The organism is Corynebacterium sp. UMB0012 (assembly GCF_030216265.1).
Lineage (GTDB): Bacteria > Actinomycetota > Actinomycetes > Mycobacteriales > Mycobacteriaceae > Corynebacterium.
On sequence record NZ_JASOKQ010000012.1, the window covers coordinates 52,319 to 79,286 of the forward strand.

A 26,968-nucleotide genomic window follows, 5' to 3' on the forward strand; every position below is an offset into this window, starting at 1 on the left:
AGGCTGCAGAGTCCGAGTACAATCCGTTGGGACTATCAGGTGCGCGGAAAAGACCTCTTTGTTGTTGTTACCACTCGGCTCCACTCCTTGTGTGAACAGGTCTGGCGCCGAGAAGTTATTATTTCCCGGTTATGGTCCCTGTTACCTAAAGCTGCGACGCGCCACTACATTTTTCAACTCTTGATTGAAGAAATTCAATCTTCGAACGAGATTGAAGGCGTTCATTCCACAAAGAAAGAAATCGCGGAAGCTTTATCCAAGGCGGATTCTACTTCCACCAAGCGCTTCGAGGAAATGTCAGCGCTATATTCTTCGCTTACCGGACTCGATGGAAGTGAGGTCAGCTTTCCCACTCAGCTTGAAGATATTCGCGCGCTCTACGATTCTCTCCTCAAAGGAGAAATCGATGCTGAGAATGGTATCGACGGTGAGCTGTTTCGAAATGGCGTTGTCCACATCTTTGGCGGCAGCACCCAATTCACGTCCGAGGCTCACAACGAGCAAGATATTCGAACCAGGCTCCAACAGTTCCTGGCGTGTCAAGCGTCTACTTCAAACGGCCTCATTAATGCCCTAGCAGGGCATTTTATGTTCGAGCACACGCATCCATTTTATGATGGCAATGGCCGTCTCGGCCGGTTTCTCATGGGCTTGAAGCTGCGAGAAATACTTTCTGTACCCACCGCGATGTCTCTTTCTCGAGAGCTCTCGAAAGACCGGCAAAAATACTACAAGTCCTTCACGGTCACCGAAGAGCCTCTCAATCGTGGCGAGGCAACGTTTTTTGTCATTGCGCTCCTAGAGATGTTGAGCTCGGCGCAAGAATCTCTATTAAACTCACTTGAGCGAAAAAAGTTCGCCCTCGAGAAACTCGAAGGCCGAATTCAAGAACTGCGAAATGGGCCTGGAACTTCCAAAGAGGATCGCCGACTTAATATCCTCTTCATAATGGGACAAGCCGCGCTTTTTGGCCCTCTCTTAGGACTCGATCTCGACACTCTAGCGACCTACTTGGATAAAAGTAAGCAAACCGTCCGTGCCGATACGAAACGTCTAGTTAAGGAAGGGCTCTTGGAAGAGCGGTCACACAAGCCGCTCTCTTTTGCACTCACGGAAGAAGCCCGTGAGTTTCTAGACATTGAATAGCAACACTCGTAGTGAGAGATACTGCCCTTCTTGTCGAGTTCTCAATGCTGATAATGAGAAAGGGGCCAACCTAGCAGTCGTAGTACATCTAATCCTTAACACCTGGTGCCCAACACGCCGTGCCCCTTCGCGCTGCTGTGCATTCCACTCCTGTAGTCACCGCTGCGGATCCTTATTGATAAAAACGCGGGTTTTTAGCAATAAGATCCCCAGAGTGGATGGCTATTTTATAAAATCGTCGATTTTTAATAAATAGGGTTTCTCTGTCCATATCTTAGCCCCGCTAATTCTTCCTAGTACTCTCCCCAGCGAGAAACGTGGCAATTCAGGTTCAGGTGGCATAGAGGGCGAGTGCCAAGACGCGCTTCGCGGCGCATTCCCAAGCACAGTGGACGAAATGGGCGGAGCTAGCGTCGCGGAAGAAATACGTTGCCTACAAAGCTAAGGCGCTGCTTTCCTGCGATTTATGACTCGCTAAGGTCAACCACCCTCCGCATCCCCTCCCCTGCCGAACGGTGAAATGCCTCGGGAACTTGGGAGAGGGTGATAGGGCCATCGGTGACAGATTGCCAGTCAATGCGGGAGCCGGCAAGTAAGTCGACGGCCTGCTCAAGGTGATGCGGCTCGTAGTTATGCACGCCGGTAACAGTGCGCCAGCCGCGGACAATCCATTCGGGGTCCAAGTCGATAGCAGGGCTGTCCGCAACGGAACCGGCGAGTACGGCCACGCCATTAATGTCGAGAGGCTTCAAACAGGTGATAACACCTTGGGGCGAGCTGGAGAATTCCAGCGCGACGTCGAAGTTCTCAACAATATCTAAAGCGGGATCGAAGTCACTAAAACCGGAGATGCAGGCACCCAGCTGAGCAGCGTACCTGCGCCGATGAGAGTTGGGATCCGTCGCGGTGACGGCAGCGCCCGCGCGCAAAGCGGCCTCCACCGCAAGGAGACCGAGCATACCTAAGCCCACGACTAGGACCCGCTTTTCCTTCAACGAGTCCATGGAGGGACAGGCCGTATCGAGGGCAGCCATAACGGTGGCTCCGGCACAGGAGACGATTGAGGCGGGGACATCGCCAAGCGCGGCCTTCGCCCCTGTTAGGCAACGAACCCGCAGTGCTCCCGCCAAAGCACTCTCCATCGGAGCAGACCGAGGCGAGCGCGTAATAGTCAAGAATCCCGATCCAGACTTCACTATGACCAACCAAAGGACGTAGGCAGCTGCAGTGAGGGCTTCTACCTCTGCGTCAATCTCGAGGTCACTATTCCAGGCGTTGAGGACGACAAGGCACAAGAGCTTGCCGACGCCGCCCACCAGATGTGCCCTTACTCCAAAGCCACCCGCGGCAACATCGAGGTCAACGTTGGTGTTGCACAGGACTAATCCTGGCGTCTAGCCTCTAGCCCCTCGCTACAGCATTGCTGTGGTGAGGGGTTTCTTTTCACAATTTACTGCCAACCTTGAAATAACGGAGTCTTGAATACAGCCGACACTATCTGCGGGAAACTCAAAATCATTGGGCTTGCTTAGATAAATTAATCCGCACTTTGAGAAAGCGGAAGTATGACTGGTTTCATCATCTTTTACAACTAAAATCAGGCGAATCCTACATCACGCAATACCCTGACTCTGCTCCGTCTTTGGCGTCGGTGAAAACCAATTCCCGGTACTTCATTGGAGTTGTCCACATCGTCGACGGTTCGGACGGGCTAAATGACCTGTCACCGGCACGGCGAATTCTGCCACATGCCGCGCACGGATCCTCTTTATACCCCTACTCGGAAACCCAAAAATCGAATAAATGAACCAGACACCACTGCACATGTCCGCCACAGCTGTCAAAATCGAGTCATGTCTGTTGAAGCTAGGGCCCTCTCACTGCGACGGTTAATGCACAATTCTGCGGCGGTACGACTGCTTGCGGCTGATAACGCGCCGGTAATTTTGGCGCTGATCGCAGAGTACTTCCCCCGCGGTACCCGAGCACGGCCAGCGGCGGAGGTATACGAGTTGATGGTCACTGATTTTGAGGTTATTGCCAACGATTTTGCCATGCCCCGTACGCCCCAGAGTTATTGCACTGACTGGGTAAAAGCAGGATGGTTGGTGAGAAAATCAGGTAAAAGTTCACACGGCGAAACGTTGGAACCAAGCGAAGACGCACTTTCTGCTCTAGAGGCCATCGAGCGGTGGGAGTCACCGGTATCTGCCGTCACAGCATCACGGGTGGAATCCATTAGCTCGGCCCTACAACGGTTAGCAAGGGACACGAATAAGGACATCGCCAGTCGCGTTGCCAGTCTCGAGGCAGAACGGAACCGCATTGACCAGGAAATTGAAAAGGCACGTTTAGGACAGTTCGAATCCTTAACCTCAGCAGAGACAGAAGAACGTGTACAAGACGTGCTTAATATGGCAACGGCGGTACCGAGTGATTTCGCCCGAGTGCGCCACGAACTTGAGGCCCTCAATCATCAACTACGCCGGCAGTTATTAGACCCAGAGGGATACCGTGGCGATGTGCTCGAAGAGATCTTCACCGGCGTGGACCATATTGCTGAATCTGAGGCTGGACGCAGTTTCCGCGGATTCTATTCCCTCCTTATGGATAGGGAACGCAGTGCATGGTTGGACCAGTGGATAAAAGAAGTATTAGAAAGCGATACCGGCCAGGAGCTGGCGCCAGAAATGCGGCAGCACCTGCGAAATCTTTTCCGTGATATGGAAGACACGAGTTTCGATGTCAACCAGACGATGACTGGCTTGGCGCGTAGCTTGCGCAACTACGTTTCCTCAGAGCAATTCGCAGAAGACAGGCGCATGATTGAGCTCCTAAGAGAGGCGCGCGGTATGGCCATTGATGCCGCACAAAACTCTGAGCTCAAGGCCTTTCACCGAATGGAGACGCCGCTGCAGCGCATCGGTATGTCCATCCACTCCGTTTCACGCATTCGCTTAGCCAACCCAGGTCGAGAGGTAGTAGAGGAATCACCTGAGGCGTTCCAGCCAGGCGAGGAAAACGCAGAAGCATTACTCGAGCTAGTGCGCGAATCAGAGATTGACTTTGAAGAGTTGCACGAGATGATTCGAAAGGCCGTCGATAAGGCGGGCCCGTGCACCATTGGCCAAGTATTGCAGGCCTACCCTGCCACGCAAGGCTTAGCTAGTGTAGTGGGCTTGGTGCACATTGCGGATCAGCACCCCCTGCCTGACTTGAGAAATTCCACGGAGAAGGTCTTTTGGACCGAAGAAAACGGCACAACACGCGCCGCCTTGATTCCCACTATGTATTTCGACCGCACCACCATTGAGGAGCTATCGTGACCGCTGCACTTAATCACCGCGTCGATTCCGAGCATGAACCGCCGCTTTGGAATAGCGATAAAGGGACGCTGACGTATAACTCACGCCGCGCGTTGGTACAGCTGCTAAAAGGACCACTTATTCGAGCACAGAAGGAACCTGTCTTGTGGGCTGCGATTATTTCAGACGAAGAAAACTTGCGGGCTAGACTGCACGAGTTATTTCTCGAGCTCGTTATCGATGAAGCAGAAGGATTCGCCTTCACCCGAATGGTGGAAGAAGAAACGTTAGCTATTCCGCAGGTGCTGCGCACGGATAAGCTCAAGCACATCGACACAGCCATCTTGTTAAACCTGCGCCAAGAACTGGGGCTGGCGCTACCTGGCGAACGTGTAATCGTGGACGTGGAAGACCTGCGAGAGGGAATCGGGTACGTCCGCGCGGTTGATAACCGAGACGAGGCCGGATTCAATAATCGCTTCAATGCAGCAATCAAACGCATCCGCAATGAATATTCACTGTTAAGCGCTACTGAGACTGAAGGCCGGTTTGAGGTTTCACCCGTATTGCGCCAGCTTTTCGATTCCGCCACAGTTACCGCCATCCGGGACGAGTACGCCCGCCTAGCGGAGACAGGGAATGGCCAAGAGGATGATTCCAATGACTAATATTTACCCAGGCCAATACCGGATAAGCCGCATCCAATTAATTAACTGGGGCACATTTCACGGATACTTTTCCATCCCCGTAGCTAGAAAGGGTTTCCTAATCACCGGCGGATCCGGTTCCGGCAAATCTACCTTATTGGATGCAATGTCGGCGGTGTTAGTACCGCAGAAAGATCTGAAATTTAACGCGGCATCGCAACAGGACCTTGGGCGGCATGATGGTCGCAATCTCGTATCCTATGTGCGCGGTGCATGGCGGCAACAGGAAAATACACAGACGGGTGAGATTGCTCCCGAGTACCTGCGAACGGGCGCAACGAATTCAATTGTGGCGCTGACCTACGATAACGGAGCTGGAAAGCAACATACCCTCATCGCCATTTTCCGCCTCAATGGCGGTGAAAATTCCGTGAGCCAGGTTAAGAAGCTGTACGGAGTGGTGCAGGGAGATGAGGACATCGATAAGCTGAGTTCCCTGCTCACGCGGAGCCTAGATACCCGCAAGATTAAAGCTTTATATAAGGGACCAGGGGCATCTTTCACACAGACGTATAGTACGTTCGCAGATCGCTTTCGTAAGCGCCTTGGGATCAAAAGCGAACTAGGCCAGGTGCTCCTACACCGCACTCAATCCGCTAAGTCCCTGTCCAGCCTGGATCAACTCTTCCGAGGCTACATGCTGGACAAGCCCTCTACTTTCGAGCGAGCCGATGAAGCTGTGGAGCAATTCGAGGACCTCCGGCAAGCTTACCTACGGGTGGAGGATGTCAAAGCACAGATTGACACACTCGCTCCCCTTCCCCGTCTGCATGCGCAACGAGATGTTGCAGAATCTGCCAAGCACAAGGCCGAAGCCATGAGTGAAGCGCTACCAGCGGTCCGAGCTCACATGGTGGCAGAGGAATTGGATTATCAAATCAGAGCGCTAAACGCGCAATTGACAGAGGCGCAATCAGATGCAGAGTCTCTCGAGGACGAGGTCAAACACCTCGACGAGGCGGAGCGGTTAGCAGCAGTGGCTGTGTCTCAACTTGGTGCCGGCGAGCTCGATGCCCTAAGCGCAAAAATGGAGACTGCTGAAAAAGAAATCGAGCACCGCTCCAAAGAATTCCGGCGCTTGGCCGCTGCCGCCGGCCGATGGACCGACAATTATGAGTTCAGTCCCCACGGCTTTGCGGAACTTCAGGTTAATGCGAAGCTGCGCATCGCGGACTTCGAAGCTGACTCTGCCAAGCTCATCAATCAGCAGCAAGAGGCTGGAGTAGCTGCTCGCGACGCCGCGACAACGTTTGCCACTCTGAAAAGCGAACTCGCTTCTTTCGGTTCGCGAAACACCAACATAGATAGGGCATTGGTAGAGCTACGGTCCCAGCTTGCTCACGATACGGGGTACGCCGAGTCAGAACTTCCCTTTGCTGGTGAGCTCATGGATATTAGTCCGCAACAGACGGAATGGGAGCCGGTCCTCCAAAAGCTTCTTCACGGATTTGCTGCTACCCTGCTGGTTCCGGAAAGCGCACGGAAAGCAATTAATCAGTGGGTCAATTCTCGGAACGTGGGGACCCGGCTCGAATACCGCACCATCCCTGAGTTTGCACCCGCACCAGCAACTGCGCGTAGCCCACAACAACTCATTCACAAGCTGGATTTCCAAGACCACCCTATGGCACCGTGGGTCCGCCATCATATTTCACGCCGATTTAACTATGAATGTGTCAGTTCAGTCGCGGCGCTCGAACAGGTAACTAAGACCCCAGCTGTTACTCGCGATGGCTTAGAAAGCCGCCCTAAGGATAAAGATGGGTCTACCCGCTTTATTAAAGACGACCGCAGGCGTTTTTCCGGCACCAGCTGGTATCGGGTGGGCTCTACCAATGACGCCAAGATTGAGCTGCTGCGCACGCAACTCGATAAAGCAAAAGCCCATGCCAGTGCCACCGCCAAGCTAGTTCAAGACTTAAACCGAAAAATGGATATCCTGCGCACTCAACGCGATAAAGCGAAACTGGTATTAGAGACTAAGTTTCAGGATATTGATACCGCATCTGCAGAAACTCGCAAACGAGATCTGCAACGGCAATATGATTCTCTTGCCTCGTCACCCGAGGCGAAAGCCCTACATGCCGCGCATAATCGAGCTAAGGATAGGCTAGCTGCAGCCCGTGCCCGCCTTAAGCAATCCCAAAAGCACCTTGGAAGCATTGAGGGCGAGCTTCAGCGCTCCACACAGCGTCGCCAGAACATTGGCACCGTACCTACCATCACTGACGAAGCTATAGCCAAGGAGGTCAAAGAGGCCCTCCACAACGGAAGGCGCAAGCTTTCCATCGATGACATCGATTCCCGGCGCGATGCAGTACAAAACAGCCTGCACGATACATCCCGCGCGGCTGCACGAAACATCGAGGAGATAAATGCCAAGATTGTCTCCGTTCTCCACAAATACTTGTCTCAGTGGCCAGCGGAATCTGCGGATTTACAGCCACAGGCAAACTTTGCCGGTGAGGGCATTGAAAAGTTGAAGTTCCTTCGGGCCGATCGCCTTGCCGATTTCCGTGCTCAGTTCTTGGAACTACTCAACGGAACAACGGTGCAAAATCTGTCTCACCTTGCTTCTTCGTTGCGCCACGCTCGCAGCGATATCGAGCTGCGTATGGAATTTATCAATAAGTCGCTGGAGCGCTCGCCCTTTAATGGCGACCGTATCTTGCGAATTGATGTGAAAGACGCTCGCGGCCAGGTAGTACAGGATTTCCAGCGAGATCTAGATTCCGCGACTTCGCATAGCCTGGCCGAGATCAGCGCAGATGAGCCGGAAGCGGCGTTGCGGCGCTACCATGCTTTGGATAAAATTCTCAGCCGCTTGGGTTCAACCCAACCGGGAGATATTCGTTGGCGCAACCTGGTTCTTGATACCCGAAAACACGTAAGCTTCATCGGCCGCGAATGCTACCCCGATGGAACAACCGCCAATACTTATCAGGATTCTGCTTCCCTCTCTGGTGGCCAGGCACAAAAGTTAGTTTTCTTCTGCTTGGCTGCGGCCCTGCGTTTCCGGCTAGCGGAGCCGGATCAGGATGTTCCCACCTATGGTTCCATCATTTTGGACGAAGCTTTTGACCGCGCAGATCCAGCCTTTACCCGCACGGCAATGTCTGTGTTTGAATCGTTTGGTTTCCACATGATTTTGGCAACGCCATTCAAGCTGATTCAAACATTATCGCCCTACGTCGACGGCACAATCGTGGTCAACTACGACGAGCCCATCATTCATGGCCGTCCACAGGCACGCACAGGCTATTCACTTATCGACGCCGCCTCGTATCCCCAGGAGGACCCCAATGCGGATTCCTAAAGACCTACAAGCACATGCGGCAAAGCTCTTGCGCAACCACTTTGCGGAGGCGCTATCTTCGCCGGATTCCCTCCGTTTGGACTGGCCGCTACATCCACCGACGGCAGCCACCGCCAAACGCGATTTACAAATGACCCAAGAATTCATCCGCGCCTGGCAGCGCTGGCCGCACCAGGAAGAGGTTATCTACGAGTCCCGCAATTGGTCGCGTACTGGGCTGGGCACCAATTCCGTGCCTGTACGCGTGGTAATTGATGGACCTGAACGCATCGCTTCCGCAGCAGGCATGGCCACAACATACTCGCATGCGGTTCAAAGAGCTCAAAAGATCGCCTCGATTTTCCCCGAGCACCCTGACTTCGCTCACACCGTTCACCGTGCTTACAAGCAGTGGAAAGACTTAAGCGCCTACGACCTGCATTGCTTGGGACCGTGTTTGAACTGGTTGCTCACCCATCCCGATTCGGGTGAGTGGGAACGCGCCGTCCCCGTAGAGGGCGTCGATGGCAAGTGGATCGGGTCCCACCGGCGCCTGCTGCTAACCCTGCTTTCTCCTTTCGGCATCGCGGATCTAGGACTGCGCCGCAGCGACGCCCGTATTCGCTTGCGCTATCTCAACCACATCCCGGCAGTGTCCGACCTCGAGATTCCACTCTCCCACGCCGCATCCCTTTTCCCCACCAGGCCACCGCGAGTGCTCATCGTGGAAAATAAACAAACTTTTCTGGCTTTACCTGTGCTTTCGGACGCCGCCCCGCCCACCATTGCCGTCTTGGGTTCCGGCACCGCAGCACATCAGCTCCACGCCCTCAACTGGCTCCACCAATCCGAAATTACCTACTGGGGTGATCTCGACGCTGCGGGCTTCAGCATCCTCAACGCCGTGCGCGCCTGCTTCCCCCACACCGCATCTCTGCTCATGGATACTGCTACCGTAACTGCGTTTAAGCACCTCGCTGTCCCTGATCCAGGCGACGGTTCAGCCACGCTCACCCACCTCACCACCGAAGAGCAGGAAGCCTACCGTCTACTCTTCACCGAGGGCAGGCTGCGAATTGAGCAAGAGCGAATCCCTTTCACACACGCGAGCGACGCCATCCACCACAAATTAGATTGATCTAACGTTTAAAATCACGCTCGGAAACCGAATGGCGCGGCTGTCGCATAACTGAGCTCGGAACCGTTACACAAATTAGCTCTAAACATTGTCTGGCCCTGATACATATGCTTAAGTAGTATTCGAACATATAATTCAATCTTTCATTTGGAGAGGCCTTTGCCAGACCGGATTCACCCTTCCCTATTACGTATTTTCCAACGCTCAAAACCTGATGACATCATTGCCTTCATCGACGAAAGCTACGTTGCACCGGAGGAGGACTTTTCAGAATCTTTCTATATCCTGGTCGGCACGGCCATCAAATTCGAACACCTTAGTAACACTCGGAGCCTCCTCAAGGAGACTGCACAGTCGAACTATTGGCATACAACCGAATCGATGCGCAGTTGTGATGGCCGGAAAAAAGTCGAAGAAATGCTCAAGTTATGCGATGACTTTGAGGATTTGCAATATATAGCCTGCCTTCGACCACTGCAACGAAATCAGGATATTGAGCATGCTCGTCAAGATTGCCTTGAACTGCTCATTACTGCACTCACCAAGAATGAGCCTTCTCTGAAAGGCATAATTTTCGAAGCACGCCACTCTCAGTCAGATAACGATAAAGACAGAAATACCCTCAAGCGCATGCGCAAGAAAAAGTCACTGCACTCTGGAATCAGTTTGGCATGGGTTAGCCCTGCCGATGAAACTTGCCTTTGGATACCGGACCTCGTCGCTTTTACATACAGGCGCACTTTTACCCACGGAGGGCAAAGCACATCTCTTTACCAAAAATACTTGGAAGAGCATTGCGAAATTCTAAAGGTAACTCCGAAGCAAGCATTCCCGAAGCCGAACCGAAATTCACAATAAAATGACCCTCACCTGCCGGTAGCCTCGGTGAGGGTCGAGCAGCTGTACATGATGTAGGGCTGCTCCTGCTAAGGATTATGCCCTACCATCCCCTTTAGAGTCAATAGCAGCTCTATAGGAGCATCATGACGAGTTACATGCGCGCTGACGGAGCTAGTCAAAAAATCCCTTTTTGCCCAGGTGGTCGAGATAAGAGGTCCAATCCTCAAAGACATCTCTTAAAGCATGGATCGGGTCGACATCGACACCGCTGCAGTGTCTAAACTCTTGAAGGCTAAATGCCGCTGCACCGACCGCAATTGCAGCCCGAATAGCAATTTCAAAGGTTTCAACTGCATTCTGACGCCCATCTCTGTCTTGAGCTAGTGCGAGCTCAATTTGTCTCACCACATTATGATGCACGGACCGATTGAACCGGCTGTACATTTCTCCGCCCTGGAAGCCGTCGAAATATTCTGCTACCAAATCCGTGTAGTTCAAGAGTTTCTGCGATTTCCCATACCCCTGAGAAGCGAATGCCTGCTTCATCTTTATGTGATCTGCTGTCGCTTCACTGTAGGGTGACGCATTATTCCTCCCACCCGAGTTTTCGTAGCCATTAACAACAACATTGACTGCACGTACAGTCCTGATCCATGGATCTGCGTCCTCATTCAAATACATCACCAAGGCTGAGTTCTCCAAAGCCGACCTTGCAAGAATTGATGGCGTAAGCGGGTAGCGAATATCAGATTTCAGGAGCAGACCAAGAGAATGCAAGATTCCACCTGCGGTTTGCAGCGAAGCCGCAGACAGATCATCAGCTAGACGGGCTATTTCCCATTTCTGGGCGCCACGAATCTTCGGCTCAAATTCAATATCAAGAGAATCTGCCTCTTCTGTTGTAAGGAGCCTAGGAGAGCAAGCAATCTCGTTAACGGTATGGGCGACGGCCTCACAATGGGCTCCAAGGCCCTTCAATGGAAGATATTGCTCGTACTCGGCGAATGAATTCTTCCTTGGCTTACCTCGCCTAGATACGTGCTCGAACACTCTTCTCATGTATCTATTTTAGCAATTGGTGGAGCACACTGGCGAAAGAGAAATAGTCACGGACTTAGCCCACTTACAGGCCATTCCGTAGCCCGAGGAAACTCCACTAATGCACCCCTATTGATAAAACGCGGATATTTATCAATAGGGGCGCGGGACAGAACGCCCAATTTATATAATCGGCGCTTTTAACAATTAGGGTTTCTCCGTTCACGACTTAACTGCACCAACCCGCAGAGGCAATCTCCCTCCCGAGAAGAGTGGTAATGCCGACCAAATGGAAAACAACGCGACCAACGGACTGGTGCTTGGCCACATGAGCTGGCCTACAGCATCGCATCGGAGGTCGTTCTCATAGTTCTGCGTACCTTCGGCAGGATCAACGTACGCCACATACCACTCCTAGCCGGACCGGTTAGCGACCTCCTAGATAATATGCGCCACGGCAACGCGCCCATTACCCTAGCCACGCTGGTGATCAACGGCGTAGGCGAAGAGCTATTCTTCCGCGACATTGCCCGCCGCCAACTTGCCGACGTCCTCGCCCCCAACCCGCCATCCTCACCCAACTAACGCTCTACATCGCCGTCACCGCCGCAATGGGTATTCCCCTCCTGCTCGTTGCCTCCGTCCTTATCGGAGGCAACGACGCACTAGAAGCCCGCCGTGCCGACAGCCTCATCTCCGCCACTACACTGCACCTTGAGTGGAGCATCGGAATGGCACCTTTCTTGCCGGTAGCAGATTAGGCAGCGGCCCGCCGCCTAGTCTTGAACGGCGCGAGCTAGCTGTACGTTCTCGTAGTAAGCAGAATGCGATTTAACCGCATCGCTCACGTCATGATTGACCGCGAACGAGGCGTCCAGGCCTTCGAACCCGATCGCCTTCCTGCCGCCCATCGCTGCAGGATATAGATATCCGAGAACCCTGTCATTCTGGGAGTAGTAGTTGTGGACAACCCCAGATAGGGCTTCCCCAACAGAATCCCACGTCGTATCTTGACCAATGGCCGCACCTAGAAGATGCACGGCCTCAACTCGTACCTCATTCTCGGTTCCGGCAGCGCCTGCTAGCGCAGTAGCAAGGTTGAGCATGACACGGCCGCCCAAACTATGGCCTACGAGCACCACGGATTCTAGGTTGGAGCGCTGAATAATTGCGGCGAGTGCCAAGGCTGTTTTATTGGCGCGATTCACCGCGACGGTCCACGGGTTCTTGACCAAGTCTAGGGCGCCTAGAGCCAAGCCTGCAGGCGCTGCTTTCTTCGCCAGCTTCTTGCTAGCATGCTTGACCATGCCCTTGAGAGCAGCCCCACCAGCGAGGCCGGCCCCTAGGGACAAGAACCCAGAAAGCTCCAGCAGTTCCTTGCTTCCCCACGTCACAAGGTATATCGGAGAATCAGGGTAGGCGGCTTCGACCGCCTTAACTTCTGTACGCCAATCGAGCTTCTTCTCAGTGGTAAAACCACGTGCGATCAAAACGGGCGTACCGCTGCCCTTGCGGACGCACTGAATATCAAAGGAGCCATCCTCGCCTACATAAGAGTTAAGCGCCTTTACGCCGAAGGCGGAGCCGAGCAATCCACCCGCAGCAGTAACGACCAAGCTGCCGCCAGCCATTCCTAGACCGCCGGAAGCCAGGGAGCCGAAGCCGAGCGCAGCTAGGCCAGCATTATGAGCGGCAGCACCAGATAACCCAAGAATCGTGGTTCCATAAGCACTGCCTACCATCGGTGCAGCAACCCATCCACCGGCGGCTCCTAGAACGAGAGCGGTGGCGCCAGCAGCGGCGAGCTTGGCTGCGCGACCAACATTGGCTGCCTTAAATTCGCGGAGCTCACGCCACTGGGTGAGGTCAGCAATGCGATGGTCGAGGCGCTCAAAATCAGGGACTTGGTGAAGGTGTTCTGCACACACTGTCGGCAAAGCCACGAGACCGAGGCCGGCGGCGGCGAAGTTATCGCACTGAGGCACGGTGCAATGGGACGTCGCCGAGCCGCAGTTCTCGCACACGTACAGGGATTTAGTCTTGGATTTCCTGTGGGTGGACTTGGTTAGGCAGCGGGAGCACCAGCCTTCCTCGGTGGCGTCACTAAGCGTGTCCATAAGCTCAGCCAAAGTGGTAGCCAACTTTGCAGAAGCAATGGCTTGCTCCCTAAGCTCTTGGACCTCTCCTTCGTGGCGCTTGACCGCACGCTTTACCGCTTTTGCCGCAAAATCCCTCTGATCAGCCGGGTTAACAAACTCGCTGTTGAAATTGAAGTCTTCCTGGACCGCAGCCACGGCTGCCGGAAGTTGGGCCTCCAAATCATCCGACTCCTTCTGCCCCACCGCTGCAAGCCACAGCGCATCAACAATCGCCGGCGAGCCAGTCAGCTCGGCATCACCCTCTACCTCAGGCGACTGAACATCACCACGCCGCGCAACACGTACAAACCGACCAAGATTGGAACGCAGCTCGCAGGAAAAGGAGCCATCATCCTCAGAGTTAAACGTAATTGCGGCAGACTCGATGGAGTTCTTCTTGGCCATGGCGAGCAGCCTTTCTGTAAGTAGATGAGAAGCTTAAATTAGCTACACGAATAGTTTAAGAGAAGATACACCGTAGTTTCTCTTCGTTATTTTCTCCGCCACTGCTGCCTGCGGACTACCCAAGTCACAGATGCGAAGCACCCATTTTCTCCAATCCAAATCATCAATCCAAGCAAAACCAACCAAATGTGTTTCTAAGCTCCCCTATTAGGGCTAGCCCTTCGATCTATTCATCTTCTAGAAGTTGCTGGAAGTATCGCATGAATTGCTCTCCTTCACCTCCGTCACGTACCCGCATGGTGTAATTCTCGACTGCTTTCTGCCGTCTTTCGTCGTCAACGAGCATCGGACCTACTAATTTCGGTTCTCGATCTGCAGAATAGAGACCCGTATAAATATATTCTTTTGATAAAATACCGCGGGAGTCATCACGACTTGGATTTTTAGTTTCTCTTTCTGCAAGGCACGCGACTACCAAGTCCATTTGGAGGCAATTCAAACGCCCCTCCAGCCATCCTTCATCACAGATCAAAATCTGGGTGTCCTGTCCGTAAAAGGAGTAGTCTCGATACTCAGCAATTACATTTCCGTCTGATTGCCATTGCGCTGTATTTGGCACCCAGGTTGCATCCCCCAACAAAAGCTGGGCTGGGGTCTCAATCCTCACTCCTTTATCTAATGAACAATCTAACGTATTCCCCTCCCATATGTAAGACTGAGAACTAGGCCAGTACCTGGTCTGTTTATCATTCCTCACATCTGTGACAAACAACTCCCGCTGAGCAGACGGAAACTTGAGGCGAGGTCCAACGTGCTCTGATTCCCCCAAATAGGCTTGAAATGGAGTTTGAGAAAAATCCAAGGGCCGGTTCATTAAGCCCCTGAATTGAAGGTATTCCGCTAAGTCTGCGCCATTTCCCTTATCTACTAACCACGACCCCTGCAGCAGGTACTGATGGCGAAAGATGGCCTTTTCACGTAGAAAATATCCAGGGCTCTTCCTCACCCAACTTGCATCCAGCCTTAACGCTACCTTTTTCCTCCCTGCTAATGCAGGCCGTAAGATATCTTCGGCCGAGGGAAGATCCTTTTGTTCTCGGATCCATTCCAATTCCGAAGATTTCGCGTCGAGAGAAGGTTTCCTAATTTCTAACTGCGGTTCCGACTCCGGATTGGGTTGAGCTAGTAGGCAGACTCGGACACCTTCACACCCATCGCTAACCGGTAGCGAGGGATCCAAGTCGCGTAAAAAGAAATCCCAAGCCCCTTCATTAAGTACCCACTCCCGACCATTTCCATAGACGTTTAGTAACAAATGGTCGCAAAGTCGTGCTAAAAGCTCACGGTGAGCGATCCATTGATACTTTTTGCCAAATCTTTCTCTCTTATGGGAGGTTCTTCCCTGCGAGAAGTCGTGTGAGGTCTCAAAATATTCAAACCTTTCGTCGGTCCATCCCAAAGAGATTGCCTTGTTTGCTACCCACCGGCAAGAAAACTCATACAAGTGGTCAATCGGGCTTTTCTGTTCTGATGACTTTGGGTCAATAAAATTAACCTTTCCTCGGCCATCTACGAAATCCTGGAATTGATGGACATCCCCTTTGATGGTCTTGACCGAGAAATCTCCACGGTTTGGTAGCGCGGAAAACAAGATGGAAGAAGCTCGGCGGAGCAACAAATCACCATTCTCGTACAGGGCACCATAGGAGTCTTCAAGTTCCTTTTCTGATGGTGGTTCTTCAGGAAAGCTCAGCCCTAGGGTGCTCCCAAAATCTGGCAATTCCTGCTCTTCAAGACCCAACTGCTCTCGAGCCCACGCGATTATTCCACGAATTGAATCACGCGCTAGAACATCATATTTCGCGGGTTCACGGAAATGGTCAGAAATGAAGCGAACAACTTCTAATTGCTTAGATCGATCAGGATTCACTCCTTGGAGCAAAGCCCCATAAGTACACGTCAGGATGCGCTCAACTATATACGGATCATCGCACCCATCGAATATTTCCAGAATTTTCAAGTTAACAACCGGCCATCTAGCCCAAACGCCAGCCAAGACCTTTGAGGAAACATCACGCATATAACGGTTAGGACTTGCCAAAAGCCAAGTCAACAGCTGACATGCTAAAAATACTCGTTCAACGCTTTGTTCTCTACTATCGTTGTAGAGCTCATTTAGAAGAGAGCTAAATTCCGGGGATTCTTCGAGGAAATAACTTCCGACACCCCACTCTGCATCTCGATCACACATCCTGAGCGAAATATATCTTTGAGTCAAAAAATTGCTGTTAGCTGGGTGATCAGGAATTGCCGCAAGTGCGCACATGCTTGAAACGTATTTGGGCGCCCAATCATGACTTTCAAGTCCCTCAGTCAGAAACTTTAAAGCCTTTTCCCCAACGACAGTCTTTTGACGAAACTTCAGCGAACTTGAAAGCGCTTCATGATACCAATGGGGCGAATCTTCAGCAGCAACGAAATCACTAAGTTCAACTGATTTTTGCTCAACTAAAATCAAGGCGATGGTAGGCCAAAGATTCGGATACCTAAGAAGCTCACTCTTGAAGTCCTTTACATATCCGAATGACTCATCTACCACTCTTTTCCCTAAGACGTAGTCGGATACTGCCTGGAATAAAAACCCAACTGCTTCACGGTTGCCGTAAGTCTTCCTGACTTCCAAAATTCCACAGTCAACCATCTGCTGGAAGAGAGTACGCGGATACTCTGTCCGGCTAGGGAGAAGAGCGTCAATCTGCGACTCAACTTGCTCTCGGTCGTTGTCCAGCTCTCCCGTTTCCAGAAGCAACTGGGCGACCAGTTGAATCGCACTTTCTACCACTGGGTTTGTTAGACTAATCCCTAAATTTCTCTTAACTTCCCGCACACGCACTTGTAGGTACTCTTGAAAAACTTCTAGGTGTGTTAGCGGCTGCATTAAACTTTTTTCTCTCCCAGCAAGTACTTTGCAGTAGAGTCGAAGAAAAAGCGGGTTTGCAAATGAGCCGCTATCTAGCCGCGGTACGGGTTGAGAAATATTAAATTTGCGCCGGTAGCTTTGAACAGCTTTCTCTACCGTTCCTTCAAAGCCAGGGTGAACTTCTACTCCGATATTTAAATCGGACATCAATTCCTCTAAATACTCGGTACGGCAAGAGAGAATGAGGCTAATATTCTCGAACTGTTTTACTTTAGCTACGAGGATACGCAGGGGATCGGGCCAATCGAATGGGGCCTTGGATTCGTTAAGGGCATCAAACGCAATCACAACACGTTTCCCCGACGCACCTCCAAGAGAATCAAGACTCTGTAGAAAAGTATCTAACGGCACTTTGGGAATTCCAAGCCGTTCAGATACATGCCTCCACCAATAGCCTGAACCGATCCAAGATCCAAAAATCACCAATCCCTTACCACCAGTGCCGAGATGTCTTTCGACGGTATTCAGGAGGGCATGAGTTTTCCCCTGGCCGGCTGGTCCATAAATCGCTAACACTCCATCTGAGTAGATTTTGACAGAGTCATCCTGAAGCCGGTTTGACAGGTTCATCAGGGCATTTTCTAGAAAATGGAGTTTTCCATGGGTTTCTGTATTCGCTTCTCCAGATGAAGATAAAACACTCAGCTTATTCTGGAAGAGTTCGACTATTTCCTCAAGCCTTCGCAGCCACACCTCGGGAGCTAACGGGGAAAGCGGATTCCATACTTCAGCGTCTTTCACTTCACTTTTTAGGAGGTCCCGGAGCGCATATACGGTCTCTTGCCAGTCATCAATGCCATTATCCGCCCATGGAAAAGCATTCGCTTCATTCATAAGCTCATGAGCCAATTTCAAAAGATCCGCAGCGAACGACGGATGTCCTCTGGCTGCATCTAGAATGAAGCTGACTCGAGTCGGAACATCAGCATCAGGTGTATACCGACCATGGGCTTCAATTTTCGCGTCGTTGAACTTTTCCTCAAACCACTGATCAGAAAAACCTAAATCTCCAAACCAAAATTGACGGCGTCCAGTATGTTTTTCGAGAACAAGTTCGTTTTTTATCTCGCCACCTCGGACTATTTCGAACTCGATTTCCCTATTTTCTTCAGCGGCTAGGCTTTGCCATTGTCTCACAGCCTCTTCCCAGCGATCTTGGTCCGACTTTCTAGTCGAATTTCCCGTATCGGTGAGATCAAAAGGAACTAGAAAAGTTAGTTTGGTCAAATTCGGACGATTTCTAATAACCGCCGAAACCGACTCCTTCATTCCCGAAAGTGAAGACTTTAAGCTCGCATAAAATTTTGCTTGGAATCCCTCCACATGTCCGTCTGGATAAACGCTATACCACTCCACTCCAGCGTCTGGCGCTTTCGTCTTACGGACTTCAGCATTTCCCCTAGACTTCTCGGACCAAAGCTGGAAAACGAGTTCTTCCCAAGCTCGATCTTGTCGCCCTTCATGAGCGCGAATCCTAAAAAGATCGATGTCAGGTTCAAAATCCATCACTGGTCCTTCCCTCCGAGTTTATATCCGTAAGCTAATCTAGCTTAGTCAGCAAATCCGCACACAAACTTTCGATTCGCGACCCGAAAATTCTGTAAAGAACACAATCCACGTGGCGAGATCGTTAGACATACATGTAACTGCAAAATGGGCTTCGGAACGTTTACGTTCATCATTTTGACTCACACGAAACCGCCAGCATCCACCTAGGTCTGCTCTTCGAAAGAGTAGACACGCCGGAGGTTAGCTATGCTGCTTGGGTCAGTGTAGCTGAATTAAGCGCTTCGAAGTCATCGGGGGCTAGAAGGTTGCCCCAGGAGTGCCGGCTGCGCGTGTTGTAGCGCATGCACCACCGGAAGATTTCCTGCCGGCAGCTGATTCGACTTTCAAAGAGTTTCCTACCACGCAGGACTTCACGCTTTAAGGTGGCGTTAAATGATTCTGCCAGGGCATTATCGGCACTCGTTCCCACTGCTCCCATGGATTGACGCACACCAAGCTGAGCGCAGTGGTCTTGAAAAGCCTGTGAGGTGTACACACTGCCATGATCAGAATGGAAAATTGCCCCTTTAAGGCTTCCGCGGACTTTCCTGGCATGAGATAAAGCTTCGATAACCAGCGATACCCGCATGTGATCCGCGAGTGCATGTCCGACGAGTTTGCGCGAGTAGACGTCGACGACCGTGGCCAGGTACATGTTTTGCCGTCCTTACACGGCAGGTAGGTGATATCCTACGTAAACGTGGTTCGGCCTGTCAGCTGTGAATCTGCGGCCTACTAGATCTGGCATGACTCGACGTCCAGGCTTGCGCCTGGTGGTGATACACCGACGCCGCTTAGTAAAGCCTTTCAGCCCCATGGATTTCATGATGCGTGCGCCCTTCTTGTGATTGGTTCGCCCGAAATCCGTAGCACTGTTGAGGCTTGCAGCAATGCGTTTAGCACCATAAAGCCCGTGCTCATCATCGAAGATGGTCTTGATTCGTACACCAATAAGAGCATCAGAACACATCTTTAACCTGCGTTCTTCGCGAGTGTTGGCCCATTTGTAGAACGAGGAGCGATTGAGCTTTAACACTTGGCACATCCGCTTAACCGAGTACTCGGTTCGGTGGTCATAGACAAACTGGAAGCGGATTACCAGCGTGTCTCTTCGACAAAATATTTCGCGGCCTTTCGCAGGATGTCGCGTTCTTCGCGCAGTCGCGCGTTTTCTAGTTGGCGGATTCGCTCGGCATCAGTCGCTGACCGGGCTTGATCGCGCACGGTTTTGGTGCGGGCACGCTTTCCGGTGCCGTACTTCTTGACCCAAGAATGTAGCGAGACTCGATTGATACCGAGCTCTGTTGAAGCCGCGTGAAGTGAGAGGTCCCCGTTGTTTTTCGTAGAGCGCCACAGCATCAAGTTTGAGCTGGCCGGAGTACCTAGGCTTGGTGGTAGATTACCTTTCCCCAACCCAACTGGGCTGGATATCAGGTGTCCACCAAACAGGGGTCAGGCCCGAGTGTCGTTAAAACGCTACGAGACCTACAAGGAGATCCGCCTAGGAAAGCACTCAAACTTTTGCCACATTAATTGCACGAATGGGTGTGGTGACGGAATTTAAAGGAAGCAGACGGGAACCTGAAATTTATCTGGGCACAGGGACATGTTCAGGGTCACGGTCTAAGGGTTTGAAAATGGCAGGATTGAATCCGAAGGCGGAAAGTGTTTTGTTATCTGAGTACGTTATTGCGTGTACACGGAGGCTGAGGGCACCAAACAAATCTGCATCGAGTTCTCGCCCACCGAACAAAGTGGGGTCGTAATTGTTATTGATGAATCTGGTCTCAATAGCCTTTGGAGAAGCCTGTCCATCAACCTGAACGTCCGAAGAAACATATTTGTAAATCATCAGTTCTGCTCCTTCAGAAACTCGACGCAAGATGTGTCGCCACCACCATCGATCCGTTTCCCCGATTGAACTGCCAAAAATAATGAAAAATTCTGATTCTTCGATCATCTTGCGGTAGCGACGGGATGTTTGTGCCCAGAAGATTTTTTCAAACTTGTGGGAGGAGCCTTGGTTCGCGTCTTGATCCGTACCGTCGATCCCGAACAATAGGGATCGAGGTACTGTCTGCATTCCATGCGGATGGTGGATCTCCGTCATCAGGTAAGCGGAACAACCAGTTTCGGCGTTTGGTCTAGGGTAGCACTCACTTGGATAGAGATGATTCCGTGGATTGCGTCGAAACTGAAAGTTCGTGTCCACGGTGGTGTTTGGATGAGGATCAAACTGTTCTTGGTCTAGGTATAGGTAGTTATCAAGGAGGAAAGTGTAGTTGAAATTGATGATGTTGAAATTGAAAAGATCGTAATGGTCCGTTTTAGACGGCAGAGCCAAGTATTGATAGGCGTTGCTGTCGAGATCGCCCAAGAATCGGCTAAATGTACAATAGGCCCACTGCTGAGATTGCGCCTTCCTGTCCAGTTCGTTTAGCAAATCTGGGCTGACCACTAGGTCAAGAAAACTGGAAAAGTGACGTTGGATTTCTGCCAAGTCGCCGCGGAGTTTTACGAAGTTGATAGGACCCGGCCCAGATACAAATTCCTGTAACCGTGCCTCAAAATCGCTCCAATTTGGGAACCCGTCTTTACCTTGCCCACGCTGTTCTTCGTGTTCTTGGCGCAGCTCATCCATTTTCCTGAAAATCATGTTTTCGGCGTTAAAGTTCATTGACTTCAGATAAAAAAAGAATGATTGGTAGTCAGTTCGATATCTGGCATTAAGCAGGGAAAGAGCGGCAATGTCGAAGCCATTTCCAACAAGCATCATAATATTGTGCTGGCGTTTTAGACGGCCGAAATCAGTGTGGTCGTATTTCCTGATGCCGTGATGAACTGAATCCTCGGTGCTGGTAGTCGGATTGGTCATCGTTCCTTCAATCTGAGTCTTCATAATTCTTTAATGGGGTTGCCCGGTAATTGAGGACATGTAATGGATCTGCCTAGGGGCTAGGAAGCGATCTCTTTTCTGCAGTTGATTAGACGAATGTGGCTCTCGAAGTCGTCGGGGCTGACTATCCCGAGTGCAGAATTCTGTCGCCTTATCGTATCCTCGCGATTTTCGCACATGCACGATAGTTCCGATTCCAGTCATATCAATGTTGTCATCAATGAATTCGGTATGTTCATCAGGGTCCGGATATAGCTCTGCCGTGTCTGGTGACATGTTCATGTCTGCCAAACGGTAGTTCTGCTTGTTGATATTGGACGGCACGTCTGGAGAGTTTAGCCCGTCTCGCGCCTCTTACGAAGACCAGCATCTCATTTACGCCCGCCAAACCTTTCTTTCCAAACCTTGCTTTGCCACAGAACTACAGCAACGCCAGCGTGATAGCGAAGCTTTTCTAACGGAACTCAGCCCAGGAAAGTCGCCAGCCCTATTCTTCCCTTTCCCTCTTTTTGGCATGCCTGCGCTCACGCCTCCGAGCACGCTTTGCTTTGCGGATGTCAACGACCCACTTCGGAACAAACGGCCACGGAAGCGGAATCCCGAACGCACCCGTAAATCCAATGAACCCGATGCCGAGAGCCACCATGAACGAATACATCAGCACGGTTGTGACAAATTCGGGAGGATTCATACTCTCTATCAACCCTACGACGCCGCTAGCGCCCAAAATTAGCGAGCCGTAAGGATAGATGAAGAGGACGCCATCCCTCTCCATGCCTTCCCAGGCGGGTTCGTCATACCACTCTTCTGATCTGGGTTCCTTCCGCTCACACTTGATGTAGTAGGTCCAGTAGAGCACCATAACGAGCACTGATCCGGCGCAAAAGAGCAGATCCCCAGTATCCAAGTCCATGGAACATGGCCTCCTATAGCTGCCGGTTGCGGTATGCAATTTAAACGCTACCAGCGTTCACTGGGGAGAGTACTGAGACAAAAGCGAAATATGGATGTGCACAAGCACCCGAGTCAAGGACAAATTAGAAGAAATCCGGCTTTTATAGTGCTTGTAGTCTTGTGCCCTTTTGTGTCCTTCCCTTTAGCGTGTCTAACTTCCACAGCGTTCGCGCCACGCGGACGCACCCGCCTTCGCCCTGCTTGCCAGCGAGTCTTCTGCCACCTTGCTTGCCGACGCCCTCCCAACCAACCCCTCGGCTACCGAGGTCGGTCCCCAACTCCTTGACTGCGGCCTTGAGCGAAACATGTGAATGGTCCTCGTACATCGCGACCGCGTCGCGCTTGACCTGATCCGAATAAGCCTCCCTAGGCATGGAGGTAAACTACCTCTCCCCGCCCCGTCACGGCAGGAAGCAGCGCTGTCTACCAAACAGGGGTCAGGCCTATTCCTGCCTTTCCCTTTTTCTGGCTTGCCTGCGCGCACGCCTTCGAGCACGCTTTGCTTTGCGGATGTCGACAACCCAACGCGGAACAAACGGCCACGGAAGCGGAACCCCGAACACACCCGTAAGTGCAATGAAGAAGAGGATGAGAGCTGCCATGAGCAGAAACGTCAGCACCGTGTAGACAAACTCGGGAGGGTTTAAACTGTCGACCAACCCTGCGATACCCATTACGCCAAAAAAGAGCGAGCCGTAAGGATAAAGGAAAAGGGTGCCATCCTTTGCATCGCCTTCCGAATCGCCTGAGTCGTACCACTCTTCCGATCTGGGATTTCTGCGCACCTCCAAAATGTGGTAGGCCCAGAAGAGCACCATGGCAAGCACTGACCCGGCGCAAAAGAGCAGATAGGGAATATCCGTGTCCATGGATATGACCTCCCGTGGATACTGGTGCCGGTATGTAATTAAAACGCTACCAGCGTCTGCTGGGGTAAGGGATGAAACGAATCGACATACGGATGCGCGCAGCACCCAAACCAAGGACAATGTATAAGACCGACCACTTGTAATGCTCGTAGCCTTGCGACCAGGAGGCCCCTTACCTTTAGCGTGTCCGGCCTCCGCATCGACCGCACCATGCAGGCGCTCCCGCCTTCGTCTTGCTCACTATCGAGCCCTCCGCCACCTTGCTTGCCGACGCCCTCCCAACCAACCCCTCGGCTACCGAGGTCGGTCCCCAACTCCTTGACTGCGGCCTTGAGCGAAACATGTGAATGGTCCTCGTACATCGCGACCGCGTCGCGCTTGACCTGATCCGAATAAGCCTCCCTAGGCATGGAGGTAAACTACCTCTCCCCGCCCCGTCACGGCAGGAAGCAGCGCTGTCTACCAAACAAGAGTCAGGTCCTTCACCCCCCTTGACACCACGAATAGAAATCCAGGCAAATGCCTAGGAACAAAACCCGGGGTACTTCACTGATCGTGCAACGAGAAAAACACTTAATTCTTTGGTAGGTAAAGGATTTCACATGCTCAGCCTTTTAACCATAGTTTTATGGGGAACTTAGACGCTCGATACAAGGGCATCTCCCTCACCTTTCAGGTTACGAGCTTTTACCAGATCTAGAGGCGTTAAAATCGAGGGCGAAAGAAAAGGAGCAGTTTTGCCAAACACCATTAAATTCAGAGATCTCGAAGTTTCCAACCGCCGTATTGAGCTTCAAGCCGAGTTCCACGATCAGGCACATACACTGTGGTATGAATTCGATCGTGATATACGCCCCAGCACAAACGCCATTGCTGTGGCTCTAAGTACACTCAGTGGCACCAAATTCGAATCAATCCAATATGATTTCCCGGTGTCAGAACAAACCAGACAGGGAATCGAAAGGTTTACGAAAAGTACTGTCGAAGCTACAGATTCATGCATCCCAATTGCGCCCCGTGGCGGGGGCCATATTTTAAGTTTTTCCGGTGGTTTCGACTCTTACGCAGCCCTGCGATTGCTTGGCCCCGAAACCAATCTTGTATCGCTCGACTTCGGTGGCTGGTTTGAACGAGAAGCTCGCTTCTTTACCGACTTTGATCCCCTAGTCATAAAAACAAACATCCGTCGAACCCCGACTCAAACAGATTCATTGGCGAGGAATCATTGGACCTTCATGGCTACCGGTGCGATTCTTACAGCAGAGTATTTCGGTGCCACACAACATTCTTTTGGCTCCATTCTTGGTGAGACTTTCTCGAGGCCGGTTAAAAGGCCCAAAAAAGTCGACCCACTAGAGATCGTCGGGCTTCAAGAGACACCCATCACTAATGGAATTACCGAGCTGGGTACCGCTAAACTGCTGCTACAAAGTGATCCCGAGCATATAGCCGGTTCAATCCAATCACTTGCTGGTAACACAGACAGAAAGAAGTTCTTAAAGACAGCCATCACCAGGTTGTTAGCGCCGCAATTTTCCGAAAAACTTACTCTCCCAGAACTGCCAGAGACCTGGTCAAAACCAATTACTGTTACTGACTCATACACCACCACGATGAGTCTCCTGTACTTCATTTCCCAGGGACAGGAGGAACTTATTTCTCCACTCTTTAAAGAAATCCCAGATTCTTTGGCTTCATTCGCTTCGAAGACTGATATGAGCTTTATGCTTAAAGCCAACACGGACCATTACCAGTTTTTACCGAATTCGGTCGCCGGAAAGCTCCTAGCGAATCTCGAGCGTTACGGCTTCTCACCTTATACTGAGTTTGACTGGGAAAACGCAAAAGCTACACGAGAGTTTCTAAACGACCTTTTTGGAAAGTAAAACTCTTGGTCACATTCGGTAGGGCTCAATTCCTCTTAACCGAGGACAAGTTTCAAGATCGCTGTAACCGCCTACCACACCGCGGTGGTACCTTTACACGAAGAACAAATTCTATTCGCCGGAAAACAGTCTGATCAATCAAGAACTACCGGTGTTCCGTACGTCCTTCCAGTTTGGATAGTTCTATTCACTGTTTTCGCAGGATCGATACGCTAGGCCTTAGGCCCCAGCCCGGAGCGGTACCTATCCATGATTCTTTCCAGATCACGGAACAGCGCCGGGCCGTACTTCGGATGACGCAATCCGAATTCCACGCTGGCGGGGATGAAGCCAGCTGGGTTGCCAAGGTCGTGGCGGATTCCGTCGTGGACCACGACGTGGACGGGGTGGCCCTCGGAAATGAGTAGATCGATGGCGTCGGTAAGCTGCAGCTCTCCGCCCTTGCCTGGTTTGATGCGACGGAGCGCGTCGAAAATCGCGCGATCTAACAGGTAGCGGCCCGTAGCCACTAGGTTCGACGGTGCGTCCTCGACCGCAGGCTTTTCCACCATGCCCACGACCTTCTTCACGCGGGCGTCGCCAGTGGCTTCGATATCAAAAACGCCATAGCTGGAGACATGGGCGGGGTCGACTTCCACCGCCAACAACACAGAGCCACCCTGCTCCTGGCGTACCCGGATCATCTCGCTCATCGCCGCGGTAGGCTCAATGACGTCATCCGGAAGCATGACAGCAAAGTAGTCTTCATCATCATCCAAAACAGGCTCAGCCAACCCCACTGCATGGCCCAACCCCAAGGGTTTGTCCTGGGTTACGGCAACCGGGTGAATTATCTCCGCCGCACGCTCAACCTTTGCTGCTTGCTCATCCTTGCCGCGGGCGCGGAGGATTTCCACAAGATCCGGGAACCTATCAAAGTGGCGCATGACTTCGTCTTTGCTTGGCGACGTCACAATGGCCATCCGCGATGCCCCTGCCGCCGCAGCTTCCTCCGCGATCATTTCAATGCCTGGGGTGTCCACAACCGGGAGCAATTCCTTGGGGACAGTCTTGGTAGCGGGCAGGAAACGAGTGCCCATGCCAGCAGCGGGGACTACGACGGTGCGGACAGACAGAGAGTTAGCCATAAAACAATCGTATTACATTGAGCGCTCTGACCATGGTTACACCCTCTAGATCTCTAGCCAATAAAATCCAACTCTCGCCGACATTCAGGCCACCTTCGCCCATACTCAATGAGACTCCTGCCGGTACTTTGCCCCGTGCGCTAGATGCGCTGTGACCACGCATTAGTTAGAACGCTGAACAAAAGAGGTTCGAATTCCTAGTCAGTGCATATTTGCTTAAGTCTTTGGTTATGGGACGTTGATTGACCAAGTTCTTACTAAAACCTATCTCAGGTCTCGACCTTGTCTCGCCTGTCGCACCTATGCCCAGTATCATTAAAGATCTTGGTCTAGACCAGTAAAGGACTCTCTCTATGAAGAAAAGATTTTCCATTCCTTTCGACGCCACTAGTTGTTCCATAGCTCTTCGGCCCGAAAAGGACTTACGCTGGGCTTTTTATGCCTTCAAAATCGATTTCCCAAAGATTGAAAACCCTGAATCTTTGGCAGAGTCGACTGGACTCAAATGGAGCCCCGGCCTCAACTCCCTCTACCGATATTCCAGTAGCTCTCAGGGAGGCGAAACCACGTACAACTCCCCCTTCAAACTGCCCCAAGGCTGTGACGAAGTAATCATCGAGTGAAGTGCCCCGAGTTTTGTTCCTAGGCATTTGCCTTGATTTCTATTATTTCCTGTGGCGGTTTCTGCTTCCAAAA

The 26,968-nt window shown here is 51.7% G+C and carries 17 protein-coding genes and 1 pseudogene; 9 read left to right on the forward strand and 9 right to left on the reverse strand.

Going from position 1 to position 26,968, the window contains the following annotated elements:
- Window positions 1-39: 39 nt before the first annotated feature.
- Window positions 40-1,146, forward strand: coding sequence for a Fic family protein (locus QP324_RS07370; protein WP_284815342.1), 1,107 nt, complete (start codon window positions 40-42; stop codon window positions 1,144-1,146).
- A gap of 464 nt (window positions 1,147-1,610) precedes the next feature.
- Here QP324_RS07370 and QP324_RS07375 read toward each other — a convergent pair whose 3' ends face one another.
- The gene (locus tag QP324_RS07375) at window positions 1,611-2,462 is read right to left on the reverse strand and encodes a zinc-binding dehydrogenase (RefSeq protein WP_284815345.1); all 852 of its coding nucleotides are present in this window, start codon (window positions 2,460-2,462) and stop codon (window positions 1,611-1,613) included.
- Between the two features lie 537 nt (window positions 2,463-2,999).
- Here QP324_RS07375 and QP324_RS07380 point away from each other — a divergent pair.
- The 5 genes from QP324_RS07380 to QP324_RS07400 all read left to right on the forward strand — a co-directional run bounded on the left by QP324_RS07380 (window position 3,000) and on the right by QP324_RS07400 (window position 10,449).
- Entirely contained in the window at window positions 3,000-4,472 is a 1,473-nt protein-coding gene (locus tag QP324_RS07380; protein WP_250412964.1) for a DUF3375 domain-containing protein, read from the forward strand.
- On the forward strand, window positions 4,469-5,119 hold the full coding sequence (locus QP324_RS07385; protein WP_150850728.1) for a DUF4194 domain-containing protein: 651 nt from the start codon (window positions 4,469-4,471) through the stop codon (window positions 5,117-5,119). Before QP324_RS07380 ends, QP324_RS07385 begins: the two co-directional genes overlap by 4 nt.
- The gene (locus tag QP324_RS07390; protein WP_284815349.1) at window positions 5,112-8,474 is read left to right on the forward strand and encodes an ATP-binding protein; all 3,363 of its coding nucleotides are present in this window, start codon (window positions 5,112-5,114) and stop codon (window positions 8,472-8,474) included. Before QP324_RS07385 ends, QP324_RS07390 begins: the two co-directional genes overlap by 8 nt.
- A complete protein-coding gene (locus QP324_RS07395; protein WP_284815350.1) occupies window positions 8,461-9,591 on the forward strand; it encodes a DUF3322 domain-containing protein in 1,131 nt (376 codons plus the stop codon). Before QP324_RS07390 ends, QP324_RS07395 begins: the two co-directional genes overlap by 14 nt.
- Before the next feature lie 159 nt (window positions 9,592-9,750).
- A complete protein-coding gene (locus QP324_RS07400; RefSeq protein WP_250410171.1) occupies window positions 9,751-10,449 on the forward strand; it encodes a hypothetical protein in 699 nt (232 codons plus the stop codon).
- 153 nt (window positions 10,450-10,602) lie between these two features.
- Here the strand turns inward: QP324_RS07400 and QP324_RS07405 are convergent, their stop codons facing one another.
- Complete coding sequence (locus tag QP324_RS07405) at window positions 10,603-11,490, reverse strand: hypothetical protein (RefSeq protein ID WP_284815351.1); 888 nt, start codon at window positions 11,488-11,490, stop codon at window positions 10,603-10,605.
- A 426-nt stretch (window positions 11,491-11,916) separates the two neighbouring features.
- On the opposite strand from QP324_RS07405, the gene QP324_RS07410 reads away from it, so the two are divergent.
- Window positions 11,917-12,054: a hypothetical protein gene (locus QP324_RS07410; protein ID WP_284815352.1), complete on the forward strand. Its 138-nt coding sequence runs from the start codon at window positions 11,917-11,919 to the stop codon at window positions 12,052-12,054.
- 26 nt (window positions 12,055-12,080) lie between these two features.
- Window positions 12,081-12,230 (forward strand): hypothetical protein, encoded by a 150-nt coding sequence (locus QP324_RS07415; RefSeq protein WP_284815354.1) that lies wholly within the window; start codon window positions 12,081-12,083, stop codon window positions 12,228-12,230.
- Between the two features lie 15 nt (window positions 12,231-12,245).
- On the opposite strand, the gene QP324_RS07420 is transcribed toward QP324_RS07415, so the two are convergent.
- From QP324_RS07420 to QP324_RS07445, 6 genes and pseudogenes are all read right to left on the reverse strand, one after another.
- On the reverse strand, window positions 12,246-14,012 hold the full coding sequence (locus QP324_RS07420; RefSeq protein WP_284815355.1) for a DUF726 domain-containing protein: 1,767 nt from the start codon (window positions 14,010-14,012) through the stop codon (window positions 12,246-12,248).
- A gap of 226 nt (window positions 14,013-14,238) precedes the next feature.
- Window positions 14,239-18,498 carry a hypothetical protein gene (locus tag QP324_RS07425; protein WP_284815356.1) on the reverse strand — a complete coding sequence of 1,420 codons (4,260 nt, stop codon included), beginning with the start codon at window positions 18,496-18,498 and terminating at the stop codon, window positions 14,239-14,241.
- A 247-nt stretch (window positions 18,499-18,745) separates the two neighbouring features.
- A pseudogene (locus tag QP324_RS07430) lies at window positions 18,746-19,894 on the reverse strand (IS3 family transposase).
- A 234-nt stretch (window positions 19,895-20,128) separates the two neighbouring features.
- Window positions 20,129-21,415 carry an AbiH family protein gene (locus QP324_RS07435; protein ID WP_284815357.1) on the reverse strand — a complete coding sequence of 429 codons (1,287 nt, stop codon included), beginning with the start codon at window positions 21,413-21,415 and terminating at the stop codon, window positions 20,129-20,131.
- A gap of 508 nt (window positions 21,416-21,923) precedes the next feature.
- Window positions 21,924-22,349 (reverse strand): hypothetical protein, encoded by a 426-nt coding sequence (locus QP324_RS07440; protein ID WP_284815359.1) that lies wholly within the window; start codon window positions 22,347-22,349, stop codon window positions 21,924-21,926.
- Between the two features lie 484 nt (window positions 22,350-22,833).
- Entirely contained in the window at window positions 22,834-23,259 is a 426-nt protein-coding gene (locus QP324_RS07445; protein WP_284815361.1) for a hypothetical protein, read from the reverse strand.
- 737 nt (window positions 23,260-23,996) lie between these two features.
- Here QP324_RS07445 and QP324_RS07450 point away from each other — a divergent pair.
- Entirely contained in the window at window positions 23,997-25,145 is a 1,149-nt protein-coding gene (locus QP324_RS07450; RefSeq protein WP_284815363.1) for a hypothetical protein, read from the forward strand.
- Between the two features lie 212 nt (window positions 25,146-25,357).
- Here the strand turns inward: QP324_RS07450 and QP324_RS07455 are convergent, their stop codons facing one another.
- Window positions 25,358-26,272: a UTP--glucose-1-phosphate uridylyltransferase gene (locus QP324_RS07455; RefSeq protein ID WP_284815364.1), complete on the reverse strand. Its 915-nt coding sequence runs from the start codon at window positions 26,270-26,272 to the stop codon at window positions 25,358-25,360.
- Window positions 26,273-26,968: the final 696 nt, after the last annotated feature.

Excerpts from the sequence above, each read along its gene's own strand:
- QP324_RS07380 (WP_250412964.1), top strand. The coding sequence starts at position 3,000 with ATGTCTGTTGAAGCTAGGGCCCTCTCACTGCGACGGTTAATGCACAAT.
- QP324_RS07390 (WP_284815349.1), top strand. The coding sequence starts at position 5,112 with ATGACTAATATTTACCCAGGCCAATACCGGATAAGCCGCATCCAATTA.
- QP324_RS07395 (WP_284815350.1), top strand. The coding sequence starts at position 8,461 with ATGCGGATTCCTAAAGACCTACAAGCACATGCGGCAAAGCTCTTGCGC.
- QP324_RS07405 (WP_284815351.1), bottom strand. The coding sequence starts at position 11,490 with ATGAGAAGAGTGTTCGAGCACGTATCTAGGCGAGGTAAGCCAAGGAAG.
- QP324_RS07410 (WP_284815352.1), top strand. The coding sequence starts at position 11,917 with ATGCGCCACGGCAACGCGCCCATTACCCTAGCCACGCTGGTGATCAAC.
- QP324_RS07415 (WP_284815354.1), top strand. The coding sequence starts at position 12,081 with ATGGGTATTCCCCTCCTGCTCGTTGCCTCCGTCCTTATCGGAGGCAAC.
- QP324_RS07420 (WP_284815355.1), bottom strand. The coding sequence starts at position 14,012 with ATGGCCAAGAAGAACTCCATCGAGTCTGCCGCAATTACGTTTAACTCT.
- QP324_RS07425 (WP_284815356.1), bottom strand. The coding sequence starts at position 18,498 with ATGGATTTTGAACCTGACATCGATCTTTTTAGGATTCGCGCTCATGAA.
- QP324_RS07435 (WP_284815357.1), bottom strand. The coding sequence starts at position 21,415 with ATGACCAATCCGACTACCAGCACCGAGGATTCAGTTCATCACGGCATC.
- QP324_RS07440 (WP_284815359.1), bottom strand. The coding sequence starts at position 22,349 with ATGGACTTGGATACTGGGGATCTGCTCTTTTGCGCCGGATCAGTGCTC.
- QP324_RS07445 (WP_284815361.1), bottom strand. The coding sequence starts at position 23,259 with ATGGACACGGATATTCCCTATCTGCTCTTTTGCGCCGGGTCAGTGCTT.
- QP324_RS07455 (WP_284815364.1), bottom strand. The coding sequence starts at position 26,272 with ATGGCTAACTCTCTGTCTGTCCGCACCGTCGTAGTCCCCGCTGCTGGC.